The organism is Ferruginibacter paludis (assembly GCF_030409685.1).
GTDB classification, from domain to species: Bacteria; Bacteroidota; Bacteroidia; order Chitinophagales; family Chitinophagaceae; genus Ferruginibacter; species Ferruginibacter paludis.
Genome location: NZ_JAUFQJ010000024.1, coordinates 773,525 through 797,620, shown reverse-complemented (window position 1 = coordinate 797,620; position 24,096 = coordinate 773,525). Strand labels below are relative to the sequence as shown.

The following is a 24,096-nucleotide window of genomic DNA, read 5'->3' as shown; positions in this document are numbered from 1 at the left end:
CAAAAGCAGAGGCTTATTTTACCGCTTCCAGCAAACAAAAGGAATACGGTTCTACAATCAAATATTCTTTATCTCTGCCCACGATGTAATCTTTTTTATTCCAGTGATCATATAACATAACTGGTGGGTTTCCCTTTTCTTTTACCACCTGCCAGTCAACATACATTACTTCGTTTTTAAAATTGAAAAAGCAAAATAATCTGTTGTCTTCTACCTGCCGTAAAAAACCTGCGACATGTATGTTGTAAGGAGAAAGCCAGGTAAGATTACTGTAGTCTGCCAGCACGGGTAATTTTTTACGCAGGCTGATCATTTGTTGCGTGGCGCTGAAAATGCGATGCTCAATTGTTCCTTCCACTTCAGCTTTGCTATTTTTATCCCAGTCGATTATGGGCCGGTGCATCCAGCGGTTATCATAACTTTTGGCAGGGTTGCTGAGGTAACTGTAATCATTTGTATACCCTACCTCATCCCCATAAAATAGCATGGGTAAACCACCGATAAAAAAGCTGGCCGCCTGCATTACAATGATCCTGTTAATTGCAGTGCTGATCTCATTTTCATTATTATTAGCAATGGCTTTTTCAAGCCCGCACAGAGAGGCCAACGTGCCACTGATTCTTGCATCCTGCGTTTTTGGATTTACAGAAAACAACGCACCCGTTGCAGTTGACCCCGGCGTATTGCCGGAATAAAAATCCTTTAGAAATTTGCGATGCTGGTATGGATCGAATCCTGCCTGCTGGATCATATAATCATCATAACCCAAACCAATATCATCATGGCAGCGGGTATAAGTTAACCAGGATGTACCATACGGTTTTTTCAACAATTCGTGTTGTGCGGCCAGCATCACCCGGGTATCGCCGGTAGCAAGCGCATCCCATTGCAATGCCATTTGCGTGGCGTTGTAGGCAAAGTCGCATTCTTTGGCAACAAAATTTCCGGTACCAAAATATTGCATGATTTCTTTAGGCGCTACGATGGCTTCACCCAATAAAGCCATGCCCGGCGAAGCAACCTGCACACACTGTTTCAGCAGCCGCAACAGGGTATGCGCTTTGGGCAAATTCTGACAGGTAGTGCCGGGTTCCTTCCAGATAAAGGCGGGTGCATCAATGCGCAAAACATCCACCCCGAGGTTGGCATAAAACAATACAATGTCCAGCATCTCTACCAATACTGCCGGGTTACTGAAATTAAGATCCCACTGGTAATTATGAAACACGGTCATCACCCATTTATGGCATTCCGGAACATAGGTAAAATTGCCGGCAGCCGTTTCAGGGAAAATATCAGGCATGGTCTGCTCAAAAATATCAGGCATGGTGCGGTCATCAAACATGTAGAAATAATCCTGGTAATGCTTATCTCCTTCTTTTGCTTTCATGGCCCATTCCTGCAAACGGGAAGTATGATTCAATACGATATCTGTCATCAGGTACATGCCTGCAGTACTCATCTTTTGTTGAACGACAATTAAATCATCGAGGGTTCCAAAACGGGGATTAATTTTTCTGAAATCAGCTACGGCATAACCGCCATCACTTTCACCGGCCGGACTTTCAAAAAGCGGCATCAGGTGTAAAAAATTTACGCCAAGTGTATCAAAATAATCAAGCTTTTCGCCGAGGTTGGTGAGGTTGCCGCAGAACTGGTCAACATATAGACTCATCCCTGTTATTTCATTGCTTAAAAACCAGTTTCCTTTTTCTGCTTTGATAGCATCGGTTTTTTTTAATGCCGGTTTTCTTTTTTTATGAGCAGATGTAAGCGTTTCAATTAACAGATCAAACTGTGGTACCGCTGCTGGATGCTGCCGGTACAATTCATCATACAATGATTTTATGGTAGATGCATTGGCGATTAACCGGCTGTAAAAAGAAAGGTCATCTTCCTCTTTACCAACCCGGAATTTCAGTAACGCCGATTTTATTTTTTGATGCAGCAGGTAGTCGTACATATTTTATTCAGCAACGGTTAATTAAAGATGTCGGTTGTGAGGTGTTTAAAGGCTTCCATGGCGCCGAGGTATTCGCAGGTTCGGGCGCCTGCTTTATTGGCGTTTACCACAAGCTGGTTCCACTGGTTTTCAGACATTGCCTTTATCTGTTCCAGCGATTTATCACTTAACTGGTAAAGCAATGCACCAACAAATGCATCACCGGCGCCGGTAGTGTCAACCGGTGTTACAGGGATGCTGGGCACAATCATGGTTTTATTATTCAAGCCAAGCATGGTGCCTTCTTTACCAAGCGTAATGGCGAAAATGCCGTTGGTTTTTTCCAGCAGAATAGCCACGGCATCCGGCAGCATTACGGCACCTGTAATCAGCATGGCTTCTTCATCACTTACTTTAAAAAAATGACAGCAGTTTAAAAAATTCCATGATTGATCAATAAAACTTTGCTTGTTATTTTGAAACAGCAGCTGCCTGTAATTAGGATCAAAACTTATAAAAATATTTTTCAGCAGCGCCTTTTGTAATAAGCCCTGGTAGGCAGCCTGCAATGGTCCCGGTAAAAAACCGGTCGCAGAGCCAAAATGAATGATAGAAAATTCATCCAGGTCGATTGCTTCTACTTCCTGGCGGCTTAACTGCCCGTCTGCGCCGCGGTTAAAATAAAAATCCCTTTCCCCGTTTTCCATCAGCGATACAAAGGCAAACGTGGTAAAATAATGTTCATCCTGCAGCATCCATTTGGTAGACACACCAAAATCCTGCATCACTTCTATTAAATGTCTGCCGAAGGGATCAATACCTACTTTCGCCGCCAGCTCTACATTACCACCTAAGGCAGCAATGGCTGCGGCTACATTGGTTGGTGCTCCGCCGGCTTTTTTTAAAAAGTTATTTCCGTCAGAAAGTGATTTTCCCTTGTCGGTACAAATCATATCAATCAGCGCTTCGCCGATACAAAGAATTTTGCCTTTATTTTTTGAAACGGTATCCATTGTTATAAATTATTTAGAAGATTGTTTGATAAATGTCGTGTCAAAATTAATGGCCGCCACCCATGGGCAGTTGCACGTCTTCGCCCGGCGGCACCGTTTTTATCAGCGCAGTTGCCATTGCAGCAATGATTAAAAAAGCGCCTGCAAAACTAATGGCGCTGCCGGGATTGTTATTCAGCAGGTGCTTCAGGATATAACCAAAGGTCAGGTTCTGTAATATCATGGGTATTACAATCATCATGTTAATAATGCCCATGTATACGCCATATCTTTCTTTCGGGATATTGCCTACCACCATTAAATAAGGAATGCCCATCATGCTTGCCCAGGCAATACCAAACCCCGTCATGGGCGCAAACAGCAGGTATTTATTTTCAATGTGCGGAAAGATTAATAAACCGATACCTGCCATTATCAGGCAACTGAAATGCACCAGTTTTGGACTGTATTTATTAGCCAGCCAAACCAGCCCAAAAGCCGACAAAAAAGTAGCCACATTATACCAGCCATTTACAAGTCCGGTCCAGCCAACTGCTTCTTCGTATAATTTGGGATCTGCCGAAGGCGATGTATGCCATACCGATTGGGCGATACTTTTGGAAGCGTTTTGCCAGTAACAAAACAAGGCATACCATTGAAAGAGGTACACCAGCGCCAGTTGCCACATTACTTTCGGCATATCTTTAATGGCATGAGCGATTTCTATGAACGGTTCTGCTACGCCCTTTTTGTTGGCACGCAAGGCCGACAGTTCTTCTGCTGTTGGCGGAATTTCCGGTGTTGTTTTTATTGACCATAACACCGAAGCAATGGAACAAAATGAACCAAGGAAGAAGGAGCCATATACCCAGGTTGGAATTTTACCATGGCCCTGCGGAAAATATTTTTGAAACACAAACAGTGATAGGTTCGCCAGGGTGATGCCGAGCCCGGTAAAAAAGCTTTGCGTTAAGAAGCCGGTGGCGTGTTGGTCTGAAGGTAATTTATCAGCAATAAACGCCCTGTATGGTTCCATGGCGGTATTGTTGCCTGCATCCAGCACCCACAATAAACCTGCGGCCATCCAAAGGCTACTGCTGAAGGGAAAGAAAAACAACGTAATGCTGCAAAGCAGGGCACCGATAAAAAAATACGGCTTGCGTCTTCCAAAACGGGGATGCCAGGTTTTATCACTTAACACGCCAATGATGGGCTGAATCAGCAGGCCTGTCATTGGTCCGGCCAGATTTAAAATCGGTATCTGGTCAGGGCTTGCGCCTAAAAAATCATAAATAGGATTGACTGCACTTTGCTGCAAGCCAAAGCTGTACTGAATGCCAAAAAAACCAACATTCATATTGATGATTTGCTGAAAACTTAAATGAGGCTTTGAGATGGAAAAAGACATACGCAGGCAATGGTTTTATAACAATCGTGAAAGTAAGATAATTATAGAAACCCTGCAACCGGTTGATTGGCTGGTTGCAAACGTTTGATGTGGGCAGTTTGGGTTATCTAAACGACTGTATCTCTTTCAAAAAACGTTACTGATTTCTTTTAAGTTTTTGTTTGATTCATGATCTACAAACATATTTTTTACCCAGATGATTGGTACTTTTGTTAATAGAAATAAATGCTTTCCGTTTTATAAGGGGGGCAGATGTTTCGGAAAAAAAATCGCAAAAAACAATCACCATGATAGACTATGCCGTATTAGATGAGTTCTTACTCAGCATCACCAATAACCATATTACTTATAGCACAAAAATTAAGGCCATTGAGTACAAGGACTACAAACCTTATCAAACTTTTCGGGTTGAATACAAACGTTCAGATACTGGCGAAACGGGGGTTATAGAACATTTAACTTACATGGAGAATATCTTCACGTGGACCGATTCCGAATTTCCCGATAAACAACTTTGTCAATTGATCGGTGACAGGATTATCGCCTACTATTATAAAAGGACGGTGTTACTTCCTAAAATTCTTTCCTGATTTTTTAACTCAGCTTCGACTTGTTCATACTTAGCAGGTTATAAAGATTGTCCTTCAACCAGGTAAGAGTCGACATACAGTTCCTGGTAGGGAACATCGTCGTTTACGCAGGTCATCATGGCTGAAAGCGCCAATACGCCCAGCTTGTAGCCGCTTGTTTCCACATAGGTAATTTCTGGCGTGTATAATTTTGGAAAAAAATCACTGTTGCTGATGGTAATCACGGCCACCTCTTCCGGAATTTTAAGACCGAGTTCCTGAACGGCTTTCATGGTGCTGTTCAGAATAACATCGGTCATACAAAAGATCGTATCCGGCCGGTCTGCATTTTGCAGTTTTTGCTTAATGACCTCTTTGGTATTTTCGTAATGATTGGTATTGTAGATAAGCAGCTTCGGCGCATTTTTATGCTGCTGAAAAACTTTTTGAAAAGCCTTCAATCTTTTTTGAGTGATGGATAAACTGGGTTCTGCAAAAATGGCCAGTACCCTTTTTTTATTTTTTTTGATGATGGCTTCTGCGGCAATAGTGGCTGCGGCTTCATCCGCAAAACAAATACGGTTGCAGCTATTGCTGTCAGGCACACGATCGAAGAAAATTACAGGAATGCCCGATTTACCAAGACTCTGAAACAATTCAAAATTTGATGTGCCCGGCGTGATGCAGGCAAACAACCCTGCCACCCGTTGTTTTTTACAATAGCGGATATGATTGGCTTCAATCTCCGGATCATCATCGGTTTTAAGAATGATGAGGGTGTAGCCGATTTTACGGCTTTCATTTTCTACCGCATCAATAAAGGAAGTATAAAATAAATTGCTTACTTCCGGTACAATTAACCCGAATATTTTACTATGGCTTGTGCTTAATTGTATGGCGAAAGGATTGGGCTCATAGTCCAGCATTTCTGCCAGTTCCTTTACTTTTTGTTTGGTGGCATCTGCAATATCGGGATGATCTTTTAATGCACGTGACGCAGTAGAGATACTTATATTGAGCAGTTGCGAAATTTTCTTTAGCGTTATAACATCAGACATCTTTGCCGGCAATTAAGCTTTTATAAGTGGGGTGTTTGTTACAAGGCAACCAATGTATTGGGATAGCTGCATATTATCAATTAATGAGCCGTTAATAAAGTAGCTTTCATGGCTATGTAAATACCATTGGTCCAGCCAAAGCCATCCTGTCCGGGATACTCGCCTCCACCAGCCGGCTCATCCAGGTTTTCTACATTGTATTTTTCCATCATTTTACCAGTTTCGTTAAACACTTTTTCATTGATTGCTACCCAACGCCGGGCAATTTCATTTGCCAGTTCTTCGTGATGATAATTATTCAATCCTGCAAATGCAATCCATTGCAGCGGCGCCCAGCCGTTGGGTGCATCCCATTGCTGGCCAGTGTGGTTGGTGGTGGTAACAAGTCCGCCACCTTTTAAAAGAAATGTGCGGGTAACCGCAGCTGTTTCAACCGCCTGTTCATCGGAGGCAATTTTTGTAAAGAGCGGAAAAAGACCTGCCGCCGTAATATTCCGGTTGATTTTTTTTGTTTGCATGTTGTAATCGCAGAAAAATCCCAGCTCATTATTCCAGCAGTATTTTAGGATGGCGGTGCTTCTCCTGGCTACTTTCATTTCAAAGTCACTGGCATAGGAGGCATTACCCGCCATTGCGTTTGCTTTCGCAATAGTTAGTTCCAGCGTGTACAGCAGGCAGTTTAAATCAACTGGCACAATATCCGTGGTCTGAATCGTCCCAATATTTAGTTGGTCAGCAAACCAGCGGCTGCTGAAATCCCAGCCGCTTTCAGCACCGGCCCTCAGGTGGGTAAATAATTGGTCAGCCGACTGCTGGCTGTGCTTGCTTACATGCACATCTTCCGCATAACTCTCCTGCCTCGGGCTTGGATTGTTATCATAATACCGATTCAATATTTCGCCATCGGGCATCATAACCACCCGGGCATTTGCTTCGCCGTGCTTGAGATTATCTGACCCAAGCATCCAGAAGTTGTATTCTGTTTCCAGTTCATTTTTATATTGAACAAAAATTCCTTCATCTTTTTTTATCTCGGCCAACAAAGTAACCATCAATGCAAAAAAAGGAGGTTGACTGCGGCTTAAATAATAGCGCCGGTTGCCGTTGGGGATATGACCGCAGCTACCTAGTAAAAAAGCGAAATTATTGATCATGCTTTCAATCAGATCTACCCGCCCGTGCTGTTGCAGACCGAGCATGGTAAAATAACTGTCCCAGTAATAAATTTCCCTGAAACGGCCGCCGGGAACTATGTAGGTGTATGGCAGATTGATCAGCGAACTTTTCTCTTCAACAGGAACTCTTGTAAGTACATCCCATAAATGCCTGATATTTTCTTCAACGGACAGTTGTTTATTGCTTTGATAATTGGCGGCAATCACCGGCGGCTCATCAAAATTTTTTGCTACAAATTTTTTAAGATCAAAACTTGGTTGATCTTTCTCCAAAAGGTATTGACGGGAAATGTTATCCAACGATCCTTTTGGAATACAATCCACAAAGGTTTTTCCGTCTGCGAATACATTACCCATTTGAACATCCTCAAACAAGGGATGACACTCAAAAATATCGGTATTGTTCATCGTTGTAATAGTTTAACTAACGTTAGTGACCTCCGGCTGTAAATTCAATTGTAGTACCGGTTTTCTTTTGTATGCGGTAAAAGAAAAGCAAACAAATCATCAGCACCGTCATCGGTATCAGCGAAAAATAAAAGGCGTTTTCGCCGCCGATATGTTTAAAAAGATAACCCACCAGTCTTGAACCAATCGTACCACCAATGGCCGAAAAGAAAACGAGTAATGAAGCCATAGGACTATGAAACATTTTTTCTGTAGCGCTGAGCACAAACGAATTGACCAGTGGATAAATGGGTGCCAGAAAAAAACCAATCAACGGAAACACATAAGCGATCACAGGCACATCTTTTAATGAAAGAATTTCTTTTGCTTCCAGGTGTTGCGTTTGAGGCAACACAAACAATACCATCAGCGCAGCGCCAATTAAACAAGCCGCCAATATGATCAGCCAGTCAATTTTTTTAACAAGCAATGAAGAAATATACCTGCCCAATGCGATGGACAACATCAATATAACAGCCATGAAAACACTGGTACGCTCCGGCAGATGCAGCACTTTTTGATTAAAAGTGGGCAGCCAGCTCATAATACCCTGCTCCGTCATTACATACATAAATGCAGCTACTGCAAAAATCAGCACCAGCGGGCGCTTCAGCAGTTTAATCATTTCTATAAAATCGTCTCCCAGGCTGGTGCCGGGTATTTCATAATTAACTTTAAAATCAGACACCAGCAGGATGATAAATGACACAGCTATCAATACTGCCAGTAAAAGATAAATGCGTAACCATGCGTCAGGATTTGTATCGCTGTAAAAAAGCGGGAATACAACAAAGCCACCGGCGATGCCAATCATAAAAAAACTTTCGATGGAAGTAAGCAGGCTTTTATGTTCCTTATCATTGCTGGTGATAATACCGATCATGGAATAAACGGATACTTTAATTACCGCGAAAGAAATACCAACACATGCAAACAAGATGCGCACCGAAGTAAAAGAATTGCCATAGTACATTCCGATGCAGCCAACAAAAACCAGCGCCAGTGCTATCAGCATTCCTTTCTTATATCCTATCCGGGGTAAAAAAGATCCTATGAGAAAAGACACAAATGCAATCGACAGATCTTTAAATGCTTCCAGCGAACTGGCTTTTAATTCATCGACATGATAGGTATTGATGGATTTTTGAATGAGGATACCCACGCTGTTCAGCAGTATTGCAAAAACAAAATAGTTTAAATACAGCGAGGTTTTAATTTTCCAATTATTCATATAGCAATTTGATCGTGATGAGTGCTTAAATATACACAACCTTTACAGATACTGATTCAACAGCAACAGGTATTATTTTTAATGTTCGTTAAGTTACAGATTCCGAAAAATTTCAGGCCACTGTTATAAAATTAAAAAGTGCCCGTTGTAAAACGGGCACCTGTTATCAATAAAATTAAAGGTAGAAATCTAACCTTCTCCGTTTAAATTAAAGCGTATACCAACACAAGCATAAAGATGATTGGTGAAAACTTTATAACCTGGAAATCCTACAGGTGCATTGGCGGAACTGGTGTGGCTGCATGGGCTCATAAAATGGATAAGCTTTTAGGTTTTAATAAAATATATTTGAACGAGCTGTTATAGGCGGCATCAATAAAAGCCAGCATAGCAGGCCATTTTTCTTTGGGGTTATTCGCTTTTTTATATATTTTTTTGATCTTTAAAACTACCATCCCATTTTGTTCTTCCGCATCACAGGTAAAAGTGCCGGTCTCATTATCGATACTTGTTTTTAATTCCTTTACTCCTTCAACTGTGTAACCGTCTGGTATTTTAAAATTGATGGTCCAGTTAAGCGTTCTTGCGTACCCAACATTGATATCATACTTTCTTACACGCTCTTCTTTTTTTATTTGTAATTGAGACCCTACCAGGCCAGCAATGTTTACCAGGTATTTTTTTCCTGCTTTTCGCACCATGCCTGCCAGTTCAAAGTCTTCTGTATACACCAGGGTTTTTGCTTTTAATGAACGGCCATCGCTGGAAATGGTGAAGTTTTTATATTTTATCTTTTGTTGAAACTCTCCCTGCAACTCACTTTTCACCTGTTCAACTTTTGCTTCTTTAAATTCATCCTTCAGTGCTTTCACTGATTTGATGTATTCCTCTTCCTGCGCATCTTTCATTTTTTCCGTAGGAGATGAACCGCCATAATATTTATAGTCGTCCAGCATATAGGGTGTATACTTCAGGGTGGTATAAATATTCCTGGTTTTACTGATGCCCGTGTAAGTGCTGACACGGGAAACATTCCATGTACTCATATCTGCAGCAATTGATGCATTTATGGTGTAGTCGGAAACGTTATCCTGGAAGCCTGCATCCGGAAGCTGTACAGGAGTTATATTCTGCGTATTTTGTTTTGTTGGTTTATCTATGATCCAAGCTTCACTACCTAACAGGTTTTCCACAAGGTCGCCCGGATTGCTGTGATCGGTCCAGTTAAAATAAAAACTATTATTCACTTTGCATACATAGCGCAGTTCCTGGTCGAATAATATATTGCTGAGTTTGCCCAAAGTATTGGACACACTGATCAATATATCTGTGTGAATGTCTTTTTGCGAAAGCAAAAAGCTGAAAATATATGCGGCTACCTTATCACTAAAATAATTATCACGGTTTATCGCAATATTCCTCATTTTGTAATATACAAGGTTGAGAAATTCTTTATCACTGAGGTCTTTGACACCTTGCTTTTTCAACTGTGACCACACAACAGATGCGTACGCGTATACTGTACCGTATTCTGGGTAATAATAATTTCCGGTCTGTTCAAAATCTTCCCATGCTTTTTTGGCAAGCTCTTCCTTTGTGAAACCGGTTTTAATTTCCCCTGCCTGACCAATAAGTGCTCCTTTTATTTTCTCGTTATTGGCATAGATTACCTGGAATTTTGCCAGGGGATACACCTGGAATGAACTGATAAAGTTCACATCTTTTTCAACGCCCCGGTCGCTATCTGTAAAAACATATTTAAAGAAACCGTCGTCGCTTGCGTCTGCCTTTTTAAAATCCGGAGCGCCATTTATGGATAAGGATTTGAAAAAAGATTTATTATCTGTTTCAATATTGATCTGGTTAAAAAGTACGGGATAACTTTTATTGCACACTTCGTATTGCGGATCAAACTCAATGTACCCCGTTCCCTTAACATCCAGCTTGCTTTTGGTGTTCGTAACATATTCCAATATATCGCCCGGCTCAAGATCTGGCACGGCAACTTTATAATATCTTTTTTGAGCACCAACCTGTTGATCGAAGAAACTCTTAAAAAATTCGGGTACATCTGATATCGACTCCACCCCTACCGCGTCATTTAAAGCAACTACTTTGGAACTGCTATCAGGCTTGGTTATCCGGGCACTAAAGCCATCTGTTTTATCGCTGTACCTGAAATAAATTTCAGTAAAAGATTTCACAGCATTTTTATCATTCACTTTTATTTTAAATCGTACGTTTTCAAAAAACAATAAACTTCTCTCGCCCCTGGATAAAAAGCCAGACCTTGATTTTTTATCAATGGTTACGCTTCGTTTAAAGCCAAATACAATGGCCGATTCATTTTTATATTTATCGGGTACAATATTGGTGGCAAATGCAGGAATATTTTCTGCCCAAAGTGTTTTAGCATTGTCTTCAATATTATCTAAAAAATCTTCGTTGATAATAGTTTGAGCGCTGGCCGCGAAGGCAAGAAATGCAAACGCAACCGGCAGAATTATCTTTTTATAATTAATTGTTTTCATTGCGGTTGGCTGTTTATTTTTTGGTAATGCTTAGTAAATATTTATTGAACTCTTTGATAGATTCAATAAATTTTTTCCAGTTGGTGAAGTCTGCTTTTTTGATAATGCTGTTGTTGATAGCCAGTTCTTTTTTAAGCACTACTTTATTTCCTGTAATGGTATATTCACCTTTAAAACTGTAACCGTCAAACTTCAGTTCCAGGTTATCTGGCTTGTCAACAAATTTTTTATCGGCAGGAATGGTAAGAGCAATTTCATCTTCAAATTTTACCAGTGCATCCAAATCGTAGCCTTCAATTCTTTTTTCATCCGGAATAAATTTGTCTAGTGATTTTGGAAAGAAGTCTATGCCTACGTATTTGTCGCCGCTGATAGTATTTACGGTATTCGATAAATCCACATCGCCTTCAATGGTTACGGGCAGTTCCCTGTTTTTCAGATCGCTGGTTTTTAGGTTGGTGGCAACCATATTGTCATTGCCAAATTCAAGGTATTCATTCAGGTATTCCTGCTGCGATGTTACCGGCAGGTTCTGATACGACTGATGAAATTCTGTTCTTTCATTACCGGTAAGTACAACTTTCACTTTGCCATTCAGCTTGTCATTTGCCAGTGTAAAATCAGCCCTGGTAACAACTTTATTGTCATTGGCTGTAGAAGACGGCACTGTTTTAATTTCGTATTTATCGCCATTGGCAATCATTACTTCCTTACCCTGAATTCGAAAAGCATTTTCACCGAATGGCGAGTAACTTTCAGTACCATCCAGTTCGTAGGTTTTGCCGCCAAAGTACAAAGTGCAAATAGCATGATTGTTTACGCAAAGGGCAGGCATGCTTTGCGGATAGGGAATAAGGCGGGTTCCTATCCAGCTAAAGCGGCCATCATAGCCGGCCAGCTTCAGCATTTCTGTTAGCAAGTTGGCCATGCCTTTGCAATCGCCATACTTTTTGGCCAACACATCCTGCGCCGGAGTGGGTATATACCCTGAGTAACCATCTTCGTATGCGATGTAACGGATGTTGTCCTGTACCCAGTAATAAATAGCTTTTATTTTATCCAGATCTGTGGTTTTGCCCTGGATAATTTTTGTTACCAGCTGCTGTACTTTATCCTGTACGTTACCGGCCATTAAATACAGGCGGTTGTTCCAGTTGTACACATCATCTGCCTTATCAAATCCTTTCAACGTCTCGCCTTTGCTTTCGAAGGATTTTATTTGTACAATGATGTGCGGATCTGTATAGGCTCTTCCAATGCGACTATACTCCGGCTTGTAGGCGGGGATATCTTTCATGGTAAAAACATAGTTGATAAAACCGCCTTTTTTATTTTCCTGGATCTCGATCTTACGGCCTTCAAAATTCATTTTTTTAAAATCTACCGTTAACCAGTCCGGCACTTGAAATTCAAATACCTGCTCTTTGATTGGGTAAGCCGCATGAAAAAATAGCCGGGTTAAATACTTACCATCCAGGTAAACCTTTTTAACCATTACTCTTGCCATATCACCTTTTTGAGAAAAGCGCAAAGGGTAAAACTGCACCCGGCTATCATCGAAGAAGACGCCATCATCCGTTACTGAGCGGTCTATGCCGCCCCGGTCGGAGGTGATATATTTACTGTTATATTTGAAAGCTCTTTTAAACGTTTTCAACTGAATAAACTTGTTGTAATATTCAGCATAGGTCATACCCGAAAATTTTTTAAGGGATAGAAATTCGTATTCTGCGTCTTCCTGTATTTCCACCACTTTATCATTGAGGGCGTTTTTGCCCTTGTCAAAAGTGAAATAGCGGTAAGATGATTTACAGATAATGCCATCATCTTTAAATTTTTTGGCATAAAATTCTGCCGTACTAAGGTCATCATCATTTTGGGCCTGTATCGGGAAAGAGAAGAAAGAAAACAAGCAGAACAGCAAAAACGAAAGGGATGGTTTGGTAAGGGTCCATCTTTTTACAAAGTAACAAGCGGAGGTACGTTTAGCCGGGTAGCTAACGCTGAGGGTATGATTCATGCAATGCTGGTTAAGATATCGACAAAGTGTAAATGTACAGGTATATAACTATTATTTATCCATATTATTTTATATAAGATTAAAATTAATGAGATTAAGATACACTTTTACAATGGGGCTCTTAGGTCAAGCACGAGACTTCATTGATAAAGTAGTAAACAGATTTATTTTGTTTTATTGTCAGCTGCCATATTCAGCTCAAGCCAGTTTTTTTCTGGACTTATTCTTGCAACTACAGTATCGTTTGGTTTTGAAAATATTCCTTTTTTGGTTGTGATGGAATAATTCATGTGTTCAAACCTGCAATCCAGCCGGTGCAGGTTTATTTTTTGAAATGGTAGTATAACGCTGTCTGCTGCATTGAGATCAAGAAACCATTTTACGTTGTCTTTCGCACGCAGGCTTATTTTTATACTCCGTTCATCGATATCCATGTGCAGAGTTCCATCAACAGATTGCAGTGGCCAGGCTATATGTAATTTGCCACGAACAGAATCGGTTATTATCGGATCGCCGCCTGTCAACAGTGTTTCCTTCCCATCAATAACGGCTTTAAAACGCAGACCAGCGATATTCCCTGGTTTGCTCCAGATATAGCCGTCAACAAAGGGAAGCGTAAAAAACGAACATTCGTTGGATGTGGCTTTGTTCAAAGTGTAAAATGATGGAAAATTTTCGTTGAATAAATGAATATCACGAAAACGCAGCGTGCCATTTTCCCACAACAAATTGAGGCGGTAAAAGCGGCTGTTAAACCAAACGGTTTTATGGTTTCCTTCTTCCAGGTCGTTTGTTACAGTTACCGAAGTGGCGGGTGTAATTTTATAATGGTCTTTAAACCATTGGCCGGAGGCAGCTAGTGTTTCCACCTGTAGTTTCTTTTCATCTCTAAGCCGGGCAATTAAAGGCAATTGTATGGCAAATCCTTTTGCCATGGCATCCCAGGTAAACGAATTTTCCTGGCCCGCCTGCGTATAATTATATTCCATATCTGCGCCCTCAACAAACTCTTTAAAGTACCAGTTAACCCAGGCAGAATCGCCGCCAGCAGATGGATAAACGGGCTCCAATGTTACAACGCCTTGTCTTGCTGATCCAAAACCATTATCGTACTGACGAATTGGGTCACTACCGAGCATGCGAAAGATGGGCACTGGCGTTTGGTTCTTTTCACTTTGCGCCGGCATGTAGGAATTGATTTTACTGGGATAATAGGCCTGGTTCCAGTAACCGCCCCACAATGTGTAGCCATCGGTTCCATATTGGTCCTTACAATTACAGGACGCCACAATATGGTATTTTGTGTACAGGTAATTCAGCGTGTGTGCATCAATAAACCAGGAGCCAACCGACCTGGGATAGTAACCGAATATCTTTTTAAAATCGGCCATGTACACATCGCATAACTTTTCCCTCTCGGCAGGTGTGTAGCCAGTAGAAAAGCCAACGTCAGCAAACCAATCCCAGGGGTAACGGCCACGCCATTTAAGGCCGGCTTTTTCAACCAGTGGTTGTGGAATTTCCCACCATGCTCCAACCTCAAAACTATTGCGGGGTAAGGCTTTCAGTAATTTTTGATAGCGTGCATCCATCAGCGCATCGTACTGCAACAAAAACGTTCCGCCCAGTTTGTATTGTTGCATCATTTCTACCTGCTTTGCAACAGTTTCATACAATACCTGTTCTGTAACGGCGCTATCTCTCGGCTCCAGCAACCGGATAAAATTTACAATGTTTACTATTTTAGGATGGCTGGGATTTTTAGGAGGAAAGCTTTGATGACTGCCTGTTTTGTTAAAAGAAGATAGCATACAAATGCAGGTGAAACCAGTTAGCACAAAGCCAATTATTTTTTTATTCATTTGATTGATCATCTTTTTAGGCTCTTTTACAAAAAGAATTTTCATTTAATAAAAAGGAATTTGGCTGGCGGTAAGGCCGTCAGCAGCTGCAATATCAGCAATAAAATAGTATAAGGGAAAAAGCCTTTTGAAAAACAGGTGCTTATTTTTTTGTCTCAGGATTAAAAGTTCGCCAGCTGTGCCAAAACTCCTGGTAGGCTGGCAATGATTTCAAATTTGCACTGCTGTTGATTCCCTTGCCATCGATGTTGTACTTATGATTATTTTGTACCAGGGTATCGTTGCGTAAACTGAAGTTGTTTAACGCATCCGGATTTTCAAAAGCAAAAAAGCTTTTATCATCCTGCGCCAAAACCAGGATAATATTTTTTCCATCCAGCGTATCGTTGATAATGCGCTTTTCTTTTAACTCGTTCCAGTCGTACGCCTTTTTTTCTTTACCAGCTTTTACACCAATCACCCACGATTTATCTTTCCAGCTAAGGCTATCCGTGCCTGTTAGTTTGCTGGTACTTTTGCCACTTTCAAATTTACCGGTCGTGTCATATTCATTTTTAAATGCCGGGTCTTCCTGCATCACGAGTGAGTTGGGATTGAGTGCAAGCCACTTTGTTAACGAAGTTTGTATATTAAAGAATTCTGGCAGTTTTTGTCCTTTTAATTTACCGGTAATGGCTTCTCCCGTTGCCTGGCGCCACCAGCTTTTTGTAGTCGCATCTTCCAGCATGGCATTAAAATGATCCATACCAACTAAACGAAACTGTTCCGGTTTGCCATTTACAATCGGTTCGTATACACGGCCGGTTCTGCATACGGTACAATAAGTAATCAATAATGGTTTACCGCCCACGGTATCCTGAACCTGGTGATGATAGCCTAAAAACCTGATGGGATAAGCTTTTGCTTCGCCGTTGTTGATTACGCCAATTACCAATCTTCCGGAGTCTACTTTATTATTGGCTTCATTTACCATCAGCACTTGTTTTGGTTTATAAAACATATGATCTGCGGCCATTTGAAAATTGACGACATAAATTACTGAAACAAGCAGCAGTAAAAACAACAATGGCGCCCACCAGCTTTTCCATTCGAACCTGTATGCACCAACTATAATCATTGCAGCAAACACTATCCTAAATGCCCAGCGCCATTGGTATAAAAAATATGCCACATCAATACTGTTCATCTGCTGGCTGCCCGGCATGGGCATGATGAGGTACACATTCAATATTTCAAACAACAGCAGGCCAAAGAAACCGAGATAGAATATTTTTTTCATGAAATTCAATTATATGATTATTCCTTGTTCATTACTTGCTTGCATCATAACCGGCATAGCCCTCCTCCGCCCTTTGCTTTGCCCTTTCAATATAATAATTTTTATCTTCAGGAGCCCAGGTGGCCAGGCCATCTACATACCGGTTAAACATACAAAAAGCTGCCGCTATTAATACGGTGTCATGTATTTCCTTGTCTGTTGCACCAACAACCTTAGCGGCATCAATTTGTTCGGCGGTTACATTTTTTCCGCCTTGTTGAACTTTTTCAGCGATCCATAACAACGCTTTCATTTTATCAGAAATGTTGGTGTCCATATAATCTTTCTTCACCGCATCAATAAAGGCACTGTCGCATTCCAGGTAATGTTGTGCCAGGCCTCCATGCACATTTTGACAAAAAGCGCAATCATTTAACGAAGAAACATAAGCAGCAATTAATTCTCTTTCACCACGGCTCAGCGAATTGTCACTTCGTAGCAACACTTCTGCAAGGTCGTTCAAAGGCTTGGCTGTTGCGGGGCTGAAAGCCATCGGGCCGCGAATGCCGGGAAAATCGTTTTCTAAATTTATATGAGCCATTGTTTAGAGTATTTAATTTTAAAATAGTATCCATTAAGATCATTCATTAAAATTATTGTTCAGTCACAGGCAATGGAAATTCTGTCCATACGTCGTCACCTGTTCTGTCGAGAGGTAGGTCAGCCAGTTTGTTATACCTGCGCAAATCTATCCAGCGATGCCCTTCATAAAAAAGAGAATACCTTCTCTGGTACAACAATTCAGTTATCAGCGCATCTGTTGTTATTGCGCCGGCATAAGGAACCAGGTTATGGCCTTGCCTAATTACATTCAAGGCGGTAACTGCATCAGGAAAAGCGTTGGTGTTTATTTTTGCTTCGGCGTATAACAGTATTAACTCTTCATTTCTTATGATGGGTAAAGGGGCAGTACTTGAAGTATACACCCATACGTCCCGGTCGCTACTCAAGCCATTGAGTGAAGCTGTAGCGTTTCTAACACTGGTTTTATTAATCCGGTCATCGCCTGATTTTATATCTGCAGCAAAGGAAGCATGCGCAACCCTCACTTCTCCACTTTGGTTTTTAGGAATAAACATCGGGTTTAGCTGATCGCCGGAGCCGGTACCAAACACATGGTTCACACCCAGATAAAAGTCTTTTGTTATGTCAAAAAAAGATTCATTCAAGGCGGTTAATACTTCCGGCCATTTTTTACGATAGGCCGCAACCCGGGCGGCGATGGCACGGTTTACTTTTAGCAAGCCGGCTGCATCATTTAAACCATCAAAGCCGGCAAGAGGAAACGCTACAGCAGCAGTTGCGAAATCTGTTTTGGCTGAATCCAATATGGCTGCGATAGCAGTCAGTCCATCATCATAACTTACAAAGGCGCCTAAATTATCGGGGTCTGTTACATTTATTCTTATTCCTTTTGTGTAGGTAAGATTCAGATTCAGTAATAACTGGTAGGCTTTAATGGTTCTTGCAAAACCGATGTAACCACTTTTTTCTGCTCCGCTGATCAGGGTAGAATTAGTAGCTGCCTGTATTAGTGTATTGCAGTTTTTTACAACCCTGTAACGGGCCGCCCACGGATTGGTAATATAAAAATTACTGCTGCTTAAGGTAGCATCATTTGCGCCCAGCAAATCGGTAACGTAACGAGGCTCAGATCCTGAAAATCGATATCCTTCTCTGCCGATTGTACCAACATCATCCAGGTAAAAAGCGATGTTGTTGCGCATCCCTGATTCGGTGCCGCTTACCAGATTATTTAATTCGCTTTTGGAGGCATTGCCTAAAAATTGTTCAATTGTAGGACTGTTTAAATTACCATAATCTTTTTTGCAGGAAGAAAAGAAAATAGCTGTTGCCATAACAACCGCGGTATATATATATTTACTGTGTTTCATTTTAATAATTTTATTTGCTTTTATAAATTGATCCATTGTGACTTTTCAAACAGGGTTAGAAATCTATAGCGACGTGTAAAGAAGCCCGTTTAGATGCCGGGTAAGGATCAACATCAACACCTGAAGAAAAACCTGTTCCGAAATTGGATACTTCAGGATCGTAGGATTTATATTTTGTGATGGTGAGGTAATTGTTCAGAGAAGCACCCACCCTGATATTTTTGATAAATAATGTAGACGGTAATTTGTTGAAAGAATAATACAATCCTATTTCTCTTAAACGCAGGTAGCTTGCATCTTCCACAAAAACTTTGGCAGAACTTCCGACCTGTGAAATACGGTAGATGCCATTTGGCATGCCTGCCTTAATGGTCATGGCATCAAAGTCAGGCGAGGTTTGTCCAAAATCGTTTTGCAGGTAAGTCAGGTTCACATTGTCGCCGCCTTTTTTCCAATGCATTAAAAAGCGCAGGCTTAACTTATTGTGAAAAGTAATTTCGTTGTACGTATTCATCTGGAACTTTGGTTCTGCGTCGCCTAATACGCCTACACCAGCACCATTCAAGCCAACGATTTGTGTAGCGGATTTACCCTGCTCAACCTGGAACGAACCAAGCACATAACCAAATGATCCCTGCGGAATGGGTGTAATGGTGTATTTTGTAACCAATGATTTATTCAGCCAGAAATTAACGGATGTATTCCAGGTGATATTTTTTGATGCAACTGGTTTTGCTTTTACACCCAGCTCAACACCACGGTTACGTAAGTCTCCCGCATTTACCCATTTGGTAGAAAAGCCGGAAGAGGCCGGCAATCCTGCCAGCATCAGGAAGTCGAATATTTTTTTGTTATAGTAGGTAAATTCAAAAGCCAGCTTGCCGTTCAGCAAACTAAAATCAATACCAGTTTCCAGTTCGGTTTGTTTTTCTGGCTTGATGGAGGCATCGCCGCGTTGTATATTTACCAACGACCCAGGGTTGCCGGCAATATTAGAAACCACCAGAGAAGTAAACTTGCTGCCGTACGCCGGAACGTTAGTGGCTTGTCCGTAAGCCGCCCTTAATTTGATGTCATCAAACAAGCCTTTTTGTATAAGACCCAGGCTGGTTAAATTGATTGACACGCCGCCCTTTGGATAAGCATAATATTTTTTTACATCGCCATTATTACTGGAACGGTCAAAACGTACACCACCTGTCAACGTAATACCATTATTGATCACCGCTTCTTCCTGTACAAACACCCCATCATTCTGGTATTTGGCCCTGAACTGGGTGGCAGTTAAAGCACCCGCCTGGTCAACATTCGACTGACCAGAAATAACCTGTGTAGCGACGTTCAGTAAATTATTGTAATCACCGCTTTCCCTGGTGATGCCTGCAGATGTAGTAAAAGAGAGTTTGTCAGAAGGGGTGAAGGAATTCACCAGCGAGGCAATATAGTTGGTGCTTAAATTTTTTGTAGCACCCTGTATTGAAGTTCCTTTGTTAACTGCCTGGAACTGCAGGGCACTTGGAAATAAAGCATTGGTTTCAAGATTATAAAAATCGAAACCACCCCTTGCTACAAACCTTGTAATGCTGTTGTTGTTTTTTTGCAGAATTGCATCCAGGTTTAAGCCGGTTATAAAACGGTTCACCGATTCATTATTGGTCATCAATGCTATTGTTTGTAAAGGATTAGATGCGCCAAATGGATTGGCCGGGTAGTTGCCAAACTGATCAGGATGCAACTGCGCAAAGCTGGGAGTAGATGACAAGGCAATGCCAATAGATGTTCCGGTATTATCATTGCCGGACAAGCCCCTGTCTGCAGAAGAATTGATATAATTTGTACTGATACCGATTTTGATATTATCCGTTATACGGTGATCTACATTTAACCTTAGACTGCTGTTTCTATACCCGGTATTTTTTACAATACCATCTTCATCTTTTTGTGCTGCTGAAAAGAAGAAGTTTGTTTTTTCGCCACCACCACTCATGCTTAACACAGTATTTCTTGCAAAGCCTTTGTTGCCATATACTTCCTTTTCGTAGTCATAAATTTGCCCTGCTGTTTTTGCTGCTGTAAACTGCGCTGCCAATGCGGCTCCGGCTGACGGGTCACGGGAAAGGCTGGCGGCTTTTTCTGCCGTAAACTCCCTTACGCCTAACAATTTTCTTGCTGAAACCTGGCCAAGGTCCTGCGAAATACTGATGTTTGTTTTTCCCTGTTTACCTCTTTTGGTAGTGATGACAATAACACCTGCTGATGCTTTGGAACCATAGATAGCGGCGGCGGAAGCGCCCTTTAAAATTTCGATGTTATCAATATCTTCTGCACGGATATCTGCAATGCGGCTGGAAGCATTGTCCTGGTTGGAAGTGGGGCTGCCGCCGGATGCTGCATTTGTTACTGCATTTAATCCACCCGAGGTAGCCGTGTTATCGATAAAAACACCATCCACCACATACAACGGTTGGGTATTGCCGTAAATGGATGTGACGCCTCTTAGTTTTACAGAAATACCACCACCTGGCGCACCGGTGTTTGAATTGATATACGCACCGGATATTTTTCCGTTAAGAGCGGCATCAAAAGTTTGGGCTGGCGCTACGCCGTTTAATTGTTTGGAAGAAATAGTAGCTACTGCATTGGCAAGATTTCTTCTTTTTACATTGGTAGCCAGGCCTGTGACAACCACTTCATCCAGTTTGGCAAAATCCTCTTCCATTTTTACCTGGATGTCGTTCTGTGCGGCATCGGCTGTAATTATTTTTGTTTTAAATCCCGAAGTGCTGACAGTTAGTTTTGCAGTGGCAGGCAGTGTTAAAGTAAATTTTCCATCGGCATCTGTAATGGTGCCTTTATTGCTTTTGTTGATGGAGATGGTAACGCCAGTTAACGGGGCCATATTGGCATCGGTAACTTTACCAGTGATTGTTTTTTCCTGGGCAAAAAGCCAGTCAGGCAAAAATATAAGGAATAGTATCACCGGTAAAAAATGAAGTACTTTTTTCATTTGAGTTTGTTTTGAATTTTAATGTTGATTTGGGATTATTAGAATGGATTGCTTTTAAGTGGGTTGTTTACTGGTAAAAACATAGTTTCCATAGCCATTATCCACAATTTGTTTTGCCCGAAGCGGATAGGAATCCATATCGGATGGAGTAATGGTGGCGAGGCCATCTACATACCTGTTAAACATGCAAAATGCAGCGGCAATCAACACGGTATCATGTATGTCTTTGTCTGTAGCGCCTTTTTCTTTTGCCAGCTCAACGTCGGCTGTGGTTACGTTTTTTCCACCCCGCTGTACTTTTGCCGCAATGGCCAGTAGCGATTTTAATTTATCAGAAACAGGGGCTTTGGAATAGTCTTTTCTTACCTGCTCCACCAGCTCATTATCACCATCCAGGTAAATACAGGCAATCGCCCCGTGGGAATGATTACAGTAAAAACAATCATTGAGATAAGAAACATAAGTGCCGATTAACTCCCGTTCAGCACGCGATAGACCATCTTCGCTTCTTAATAAAATTTCTGCCAAAACACCCATTGGTGCAGCAGTTACGGGACTGTAAGCCATGGCGCTTCTAATCCCCGGAAAATCGTTGTTGAAATTAATGTGTGGCATACAATCGTTTAAAAATTGAATTGATTTTTTCTGCGAGTCCGGTATTATCTATCCTGGCTTTTATTTTTGCAAAGGCAATATCCCTGGAAGTTGAAAGGTTTTAAGGGAGCGGATTTTAATGGATTACTTTATAATAATTTTCATCACTTCGGTTCCGGAGATGCAGGCAGCACATATCCTTTGGCCATTCTTTCGCCCATTGCTTCATATACCGCAGGGTCGGTCGGTGTAAAACTGGCAAGTCCGTCAACGTAGCGGTTGAACATAGAAAAAGCTGCGGCAATCAGCACTGTATCATGGATTTCGCGGTCATCAGCACCCAACATCCTTGCAGCTGCAATGTCTTCGGGTGTTACTTCTCTTCCCAACACCTGTACCTTTCCGGCAATGTGGAGTAAAGCTTTTAGTTTATCACTTGCACCAGATTGCTGCATATCATGCAACACCTCATCCACCAGGTTTTTATCAGGTCCATACAGGCATCTTGCCGCCGCCGCATGACTGCTCATGCAAAAAATGCACTCATTGCGGTAGGATACATAAGCTGCAATCAATTCCCTTTCGGCTTCAGATAAGGACGAAGGGCCACGCAATAAAACCTGTGCTAAATCATACAAAGGCTTTCCTGTTTCAGGTCGAAAAAGTACGAGGCTTCTGATACCCGGAATGTTCTCTTCTACTTTAATATGCGCCATAGTTATTTCGCCTCTGCCGCCATTTTGGTGGACTATTGCCTGGAGGAGAATACAGGGTTTAGTGAATACTATCAGCCGAAAATTTTACTTCCGTCACTGATTCGACGTCTGCAGCATCAGCAGTGAAAAATGTTACTACTAAGCCTATCAGGAACACCGTGGAAAAGATAAATAAGGCATTGCTATAGCCGCCTAATTCAGTCACCAGCACACCCACAAACAGCACAGCAACCGCCGTTAAAACTCTGCCTGTGTTAAAACAAAAACCCGTTGCGGCCCCGCGGATTTCAACCGGAAATAAATGTGGTATATAAACGGAAAGCACGCCCTGACTGGCGCCGAAGAATAAAGCCAGTATAATAATTTCGAAATATACAATCGGAGAAAAATGAACATTTGTTTTAAACAGGATGAGTGACATTACTGCACAAACTGAAAAACAAAGCTGCATGGATTTGCGAAGGCCGATGGCGTTGGTTAACCAACCGGACAAAAAACCTCCGGTTAAACCGCCCATACCCAGCATCATCATGCTAAGCCCTCTTTCTTTTTGTGCATCACCATTAATTACGAGTGTTTGTATCCAGGTAGGCAGCCAGGAAAAGATCGCCCACAAGCCAATGAGCATGGTGCCAAAAATAATGGAGCCGGTTATTAAATCTTTACGATGGCTGCCGGTAAATAAAGTGTCTTTAACATGTGATTGCAAAGCAATTTCATCCCGGTTGTATTTCCATTTGGGTGATTCTTTTAATAAAAAACAGGCAATTATGGCGATACCCACAGGGAAGACACCTATTAAAAAACCCTGTCGCCAGGAGGAAACAAAATAATCAATTACCCCTGCGGAAAAAATACCCACGGGTATTGAGATGGATAAAATACCGATGAAGATGGCCCTGGTTTTTTGCGGCCATTCTTCCATCATGATGGTAACGGTAGTTACCAAAACACCTCCCAAACCAAAACCACTAAAAAAGCGGCAAATTACGACGCCCCACCAGTTGGGCATGTAACCAGTTAAAATCGTAAAGATCCCGTAGCTGGCAATTGACACGATTACGCCTGCTTTTCTTCCCGCTTTATCACTTATGATACCGCAAATAAAACCACCAAATGCTCCGCCGAAAATAAAAACCGCGTTGATATAGGCGCTGATGGTATTGAGTTCACCTTCACTTTTTTCGCCCAGTAAATCTTTTACAGCCACGGGCAGGTAAACACTCATCAACGTCGATATGGTGCCGGCGAATGCAGTCCCTAAAAAGCAAATGGCAAACAACAACCAGTAATAGGGTTTTATTTTTTCATCTTGTGTTGGTAAAGTCATT

17 protein-coding genes are annotated in these 24,096 nt (G+C 41.6%); 1 reads left to right on the top strand and 16 read right to left on the bottom strand.

The genetic code is table 11. The features are described from left to right. Positions 1 to 13 precede the first annotated feature (13 nt). Genes QWZ08_RS27710 through QWZ08_RS27700 form a run of 3 tightly spaced genes read right to left on the bottom strand, consistent with a single transcriptional unit; the run spans position 14 to position 4,342 of the window. The gene (locus tag QWZ08_RS27710; protein ID WP_290341172.1) at positions 14 to 1,963 is read right to left on the bottom strand and encodes an alpha-amylase family protein; all 1,950 of its coding nucleotides are present in this window, start codon (positions 1,961 to 1,963) and stop codon (positions 14 to 16) included. A gap of 17 nt (positions 1,964 to 1,980) precedes the next feature. Further along, positions 1,981 to 2,955, bottom strand: a complete 975-nt coding sequence (locus QWZ08_RS27705) for a carbohydrate kinase family protein (protein WP_290341170.1) — start codon at positions 2,953 to 2,955, stop codon at positions 1,981 to 1,983. A 46-nt stretch (positions 2,956 to 3,001) separates the two neighbouring features. Then, complete coding sequence (locus QWZ08_RS27700; RefSeq protein ID WP_290341168.1) at positions 3,002 to 4,342, bottom strand: MFS transporter; 1,341 nt, start codon at positions 4,340 to 4,342, stop codon at positions 3,002 to 3,004. A 200-nt stretch (positions 4,343 to 4,542) separates the two neighbouring features. Here QWZ08_RS27700 and QWZ08_RS27695 point away from each other — a divergent pair, with 200 nt between their 5' ends. Then, entirely contained in the window at positions 4,543 to 4,932 is a 390-nt protein-coding gene (locus tag QWZ08_RS27695) for a hypothetical protein (protein WP_290341166.1), read from the top strand. A 38-nt stretch (positions 4,933 to 4,970) separates the two neighbouring features. Here QWZ08_RS27695 and QWZ08_RS27690 read toward each other — a convergent pair whose 3' ends face one another. The 13 genes from QWZ08_RS27690 to QWZ08_RS27630 all read right to left on the bottom strand — a co-directional run bounded on the left by QWZ08_RS27690 (position 4,971) and on the right by QWZ08_RS27630 (position 24,095). Beyond that, positions 4,971 to 5,969 (bottom strand): LacI family DNA-binding transcriptional regulator, encoded by a 999-nt coding sequence (locus tag QWZ08_RS27690; RefSeq protein ID WP_290341163.1) that lies wholly within the window; start codon positions 5,967 to 5,969, stop codon positions 4,971 to 4,973. Between the two features lie 80 nt (positions 5,970 to 6,049). After that, complete coding sequence (treF, locus tag QWZ08_RS27685; protein ID WP_290341161.1) at positions 6,050 to 7,552, bottom strand: alpha,alpha-trehalase TreF; 1,503 nt, start codon at positions 7,550 to 7,552, stop codon at positions 6,050 to 6,052. A 22-nt stretch (positions 7,553 to 7,574) separates the two neighbouring features. Beyond that, positions 7,575 to 8,822, bottom strand: a complete 1,248-nt coding sequence (locus tag QWZ08_RS27680) for an MFS transporter (protein ID WP_290341158.1) — start codon at positions 8,820 to 8,822, stop codon at positions 7,575 to 7,577. Positions 8,823 to 9,130: 308 nt separating this feature from the next. After that, entirely contained in the window at positions 9,131 to 11,353 is a 2,223-nt protein-coding gene (locus QWZ08_RS27675) for a DUF3858 domain-containing protein (RefSeq protein ID WP_290341156.1), read from the bottom strand. A 13-nt stretch (positions 11,354 to 11,366) separates the two neighbouring features. Beyond that, positions 11,367 to 13,373: a transglutaminase-like domain-containing protein gene (locus tag QWZ08_RS27670; protein ID WP_290341154.1), complete on the bottom strand. Its 2,007-nt coding sequence runs from the start codon at positions 13,371 to 13,373 to the stop codon at positions 11,367 to 11,369. A gap of 164 nt (positions 13,374 to 13,537) precedes the next feature. Continuing rightward, entirely contained in the window at positions 13,538 to 15,280 is a 1,743-nt protein-coding gene (locus tag QWZ08_RS27665) for a DUF3863 domain-containing protein (RefSeq protein ID WP_290341152.1), read from the bottom strand. 97 nt (positions 15,281 to 15,377) lie between these two features. After that, positions 15,378 to 16,514: a DUF3179 domain-containing (seleno)protein gene (locus tag QWZ08_RS27660; RefSeq protein WP_290341150.1), complete on the bottom strand. Its 1,137-nt coding sequence runs from the start codon at positions 16,512 to 16,514 to the stop codon at positions 15,378 to 15,380. 31 nt (positions 16,515 to 16,545) lie between these two features. Beyond that, on the bottom strand, positions 16,546 to 17,094 hold the full coding sequence (locus QWZ08_RS27655) for a carboxymuconolactone decarboxylase family protein (protein WP_290341148.1): 549 nt from the start codon (positions 17,092 to 17,094) through the stop codon (positions 16,546 to 16,548). Between the two features lie 52 nt (positions 17,095 to 17,146). Further along, the gene (locus QWZ08_RS27650) at positions 17,147 to 18,448 is read right to left on the bottom strand and encodes a RagB/SusD family nutrient uptake outer membrane protein (protein ID WP_290341146.1); all 1,302 of its coding nucleotides are present in this window, start codon (positions 18,446 to 18,448) and stop codon (positions 17,147 to 17,149) included. 55 nt (positions 18,449 to 18,503) lie between these two features. Further along, positions 18,504 to 21,455, bottom strand: coding sequence for a SusC/RagA family TonB-linked outer membrane protein (locus tag QWZ08_RS27645; protein WP_290341143.1), 2,952 nt, complete (start codon positions 21,453 to 21,455; stop codon positions 18,504 to 18,506). A gap of 54 nt (positions 21,456 to 21,509) precedes the next feature. Next, positions 21,510 to 22,070, bottom strand: a complete 561-nt coding sequence (locus QWZ08_RS27640; RefSeq protein WP_290341140.1) for a carboxymuconolactone decarboxylase family protein — start codon at positions 22,068 to 22,070, stop codon at positions 21,510 to 21,512. Between the two features lie 143 nt (positions 22,071 to 22,213). Further along, a complete protein-coding gene (locus QWZ08_RS27635) occupies positions 22,214 to 22,765 on the bottom strand; it encodes a carboxymuconolactone decarboxylase family protein (protein WP_290341138.1) in 552 nt (183 codons plus the stop codon). A gap of 58 nt (positions 22,766 to 22,823) precedes the next feature. Beyond that, positions 22,824 to 24,095, bottom strand: a complete 1,272-nt coding sequence (locus QWZ08_RS27630) for an MFS transporter (RefSeq protein WP_290341136.1) — start codon at positions 24,093 to 24,095, stop codon at positions 22,824 to 22,826. Position 24,096 lies beyond the last annotated feature (1 nt).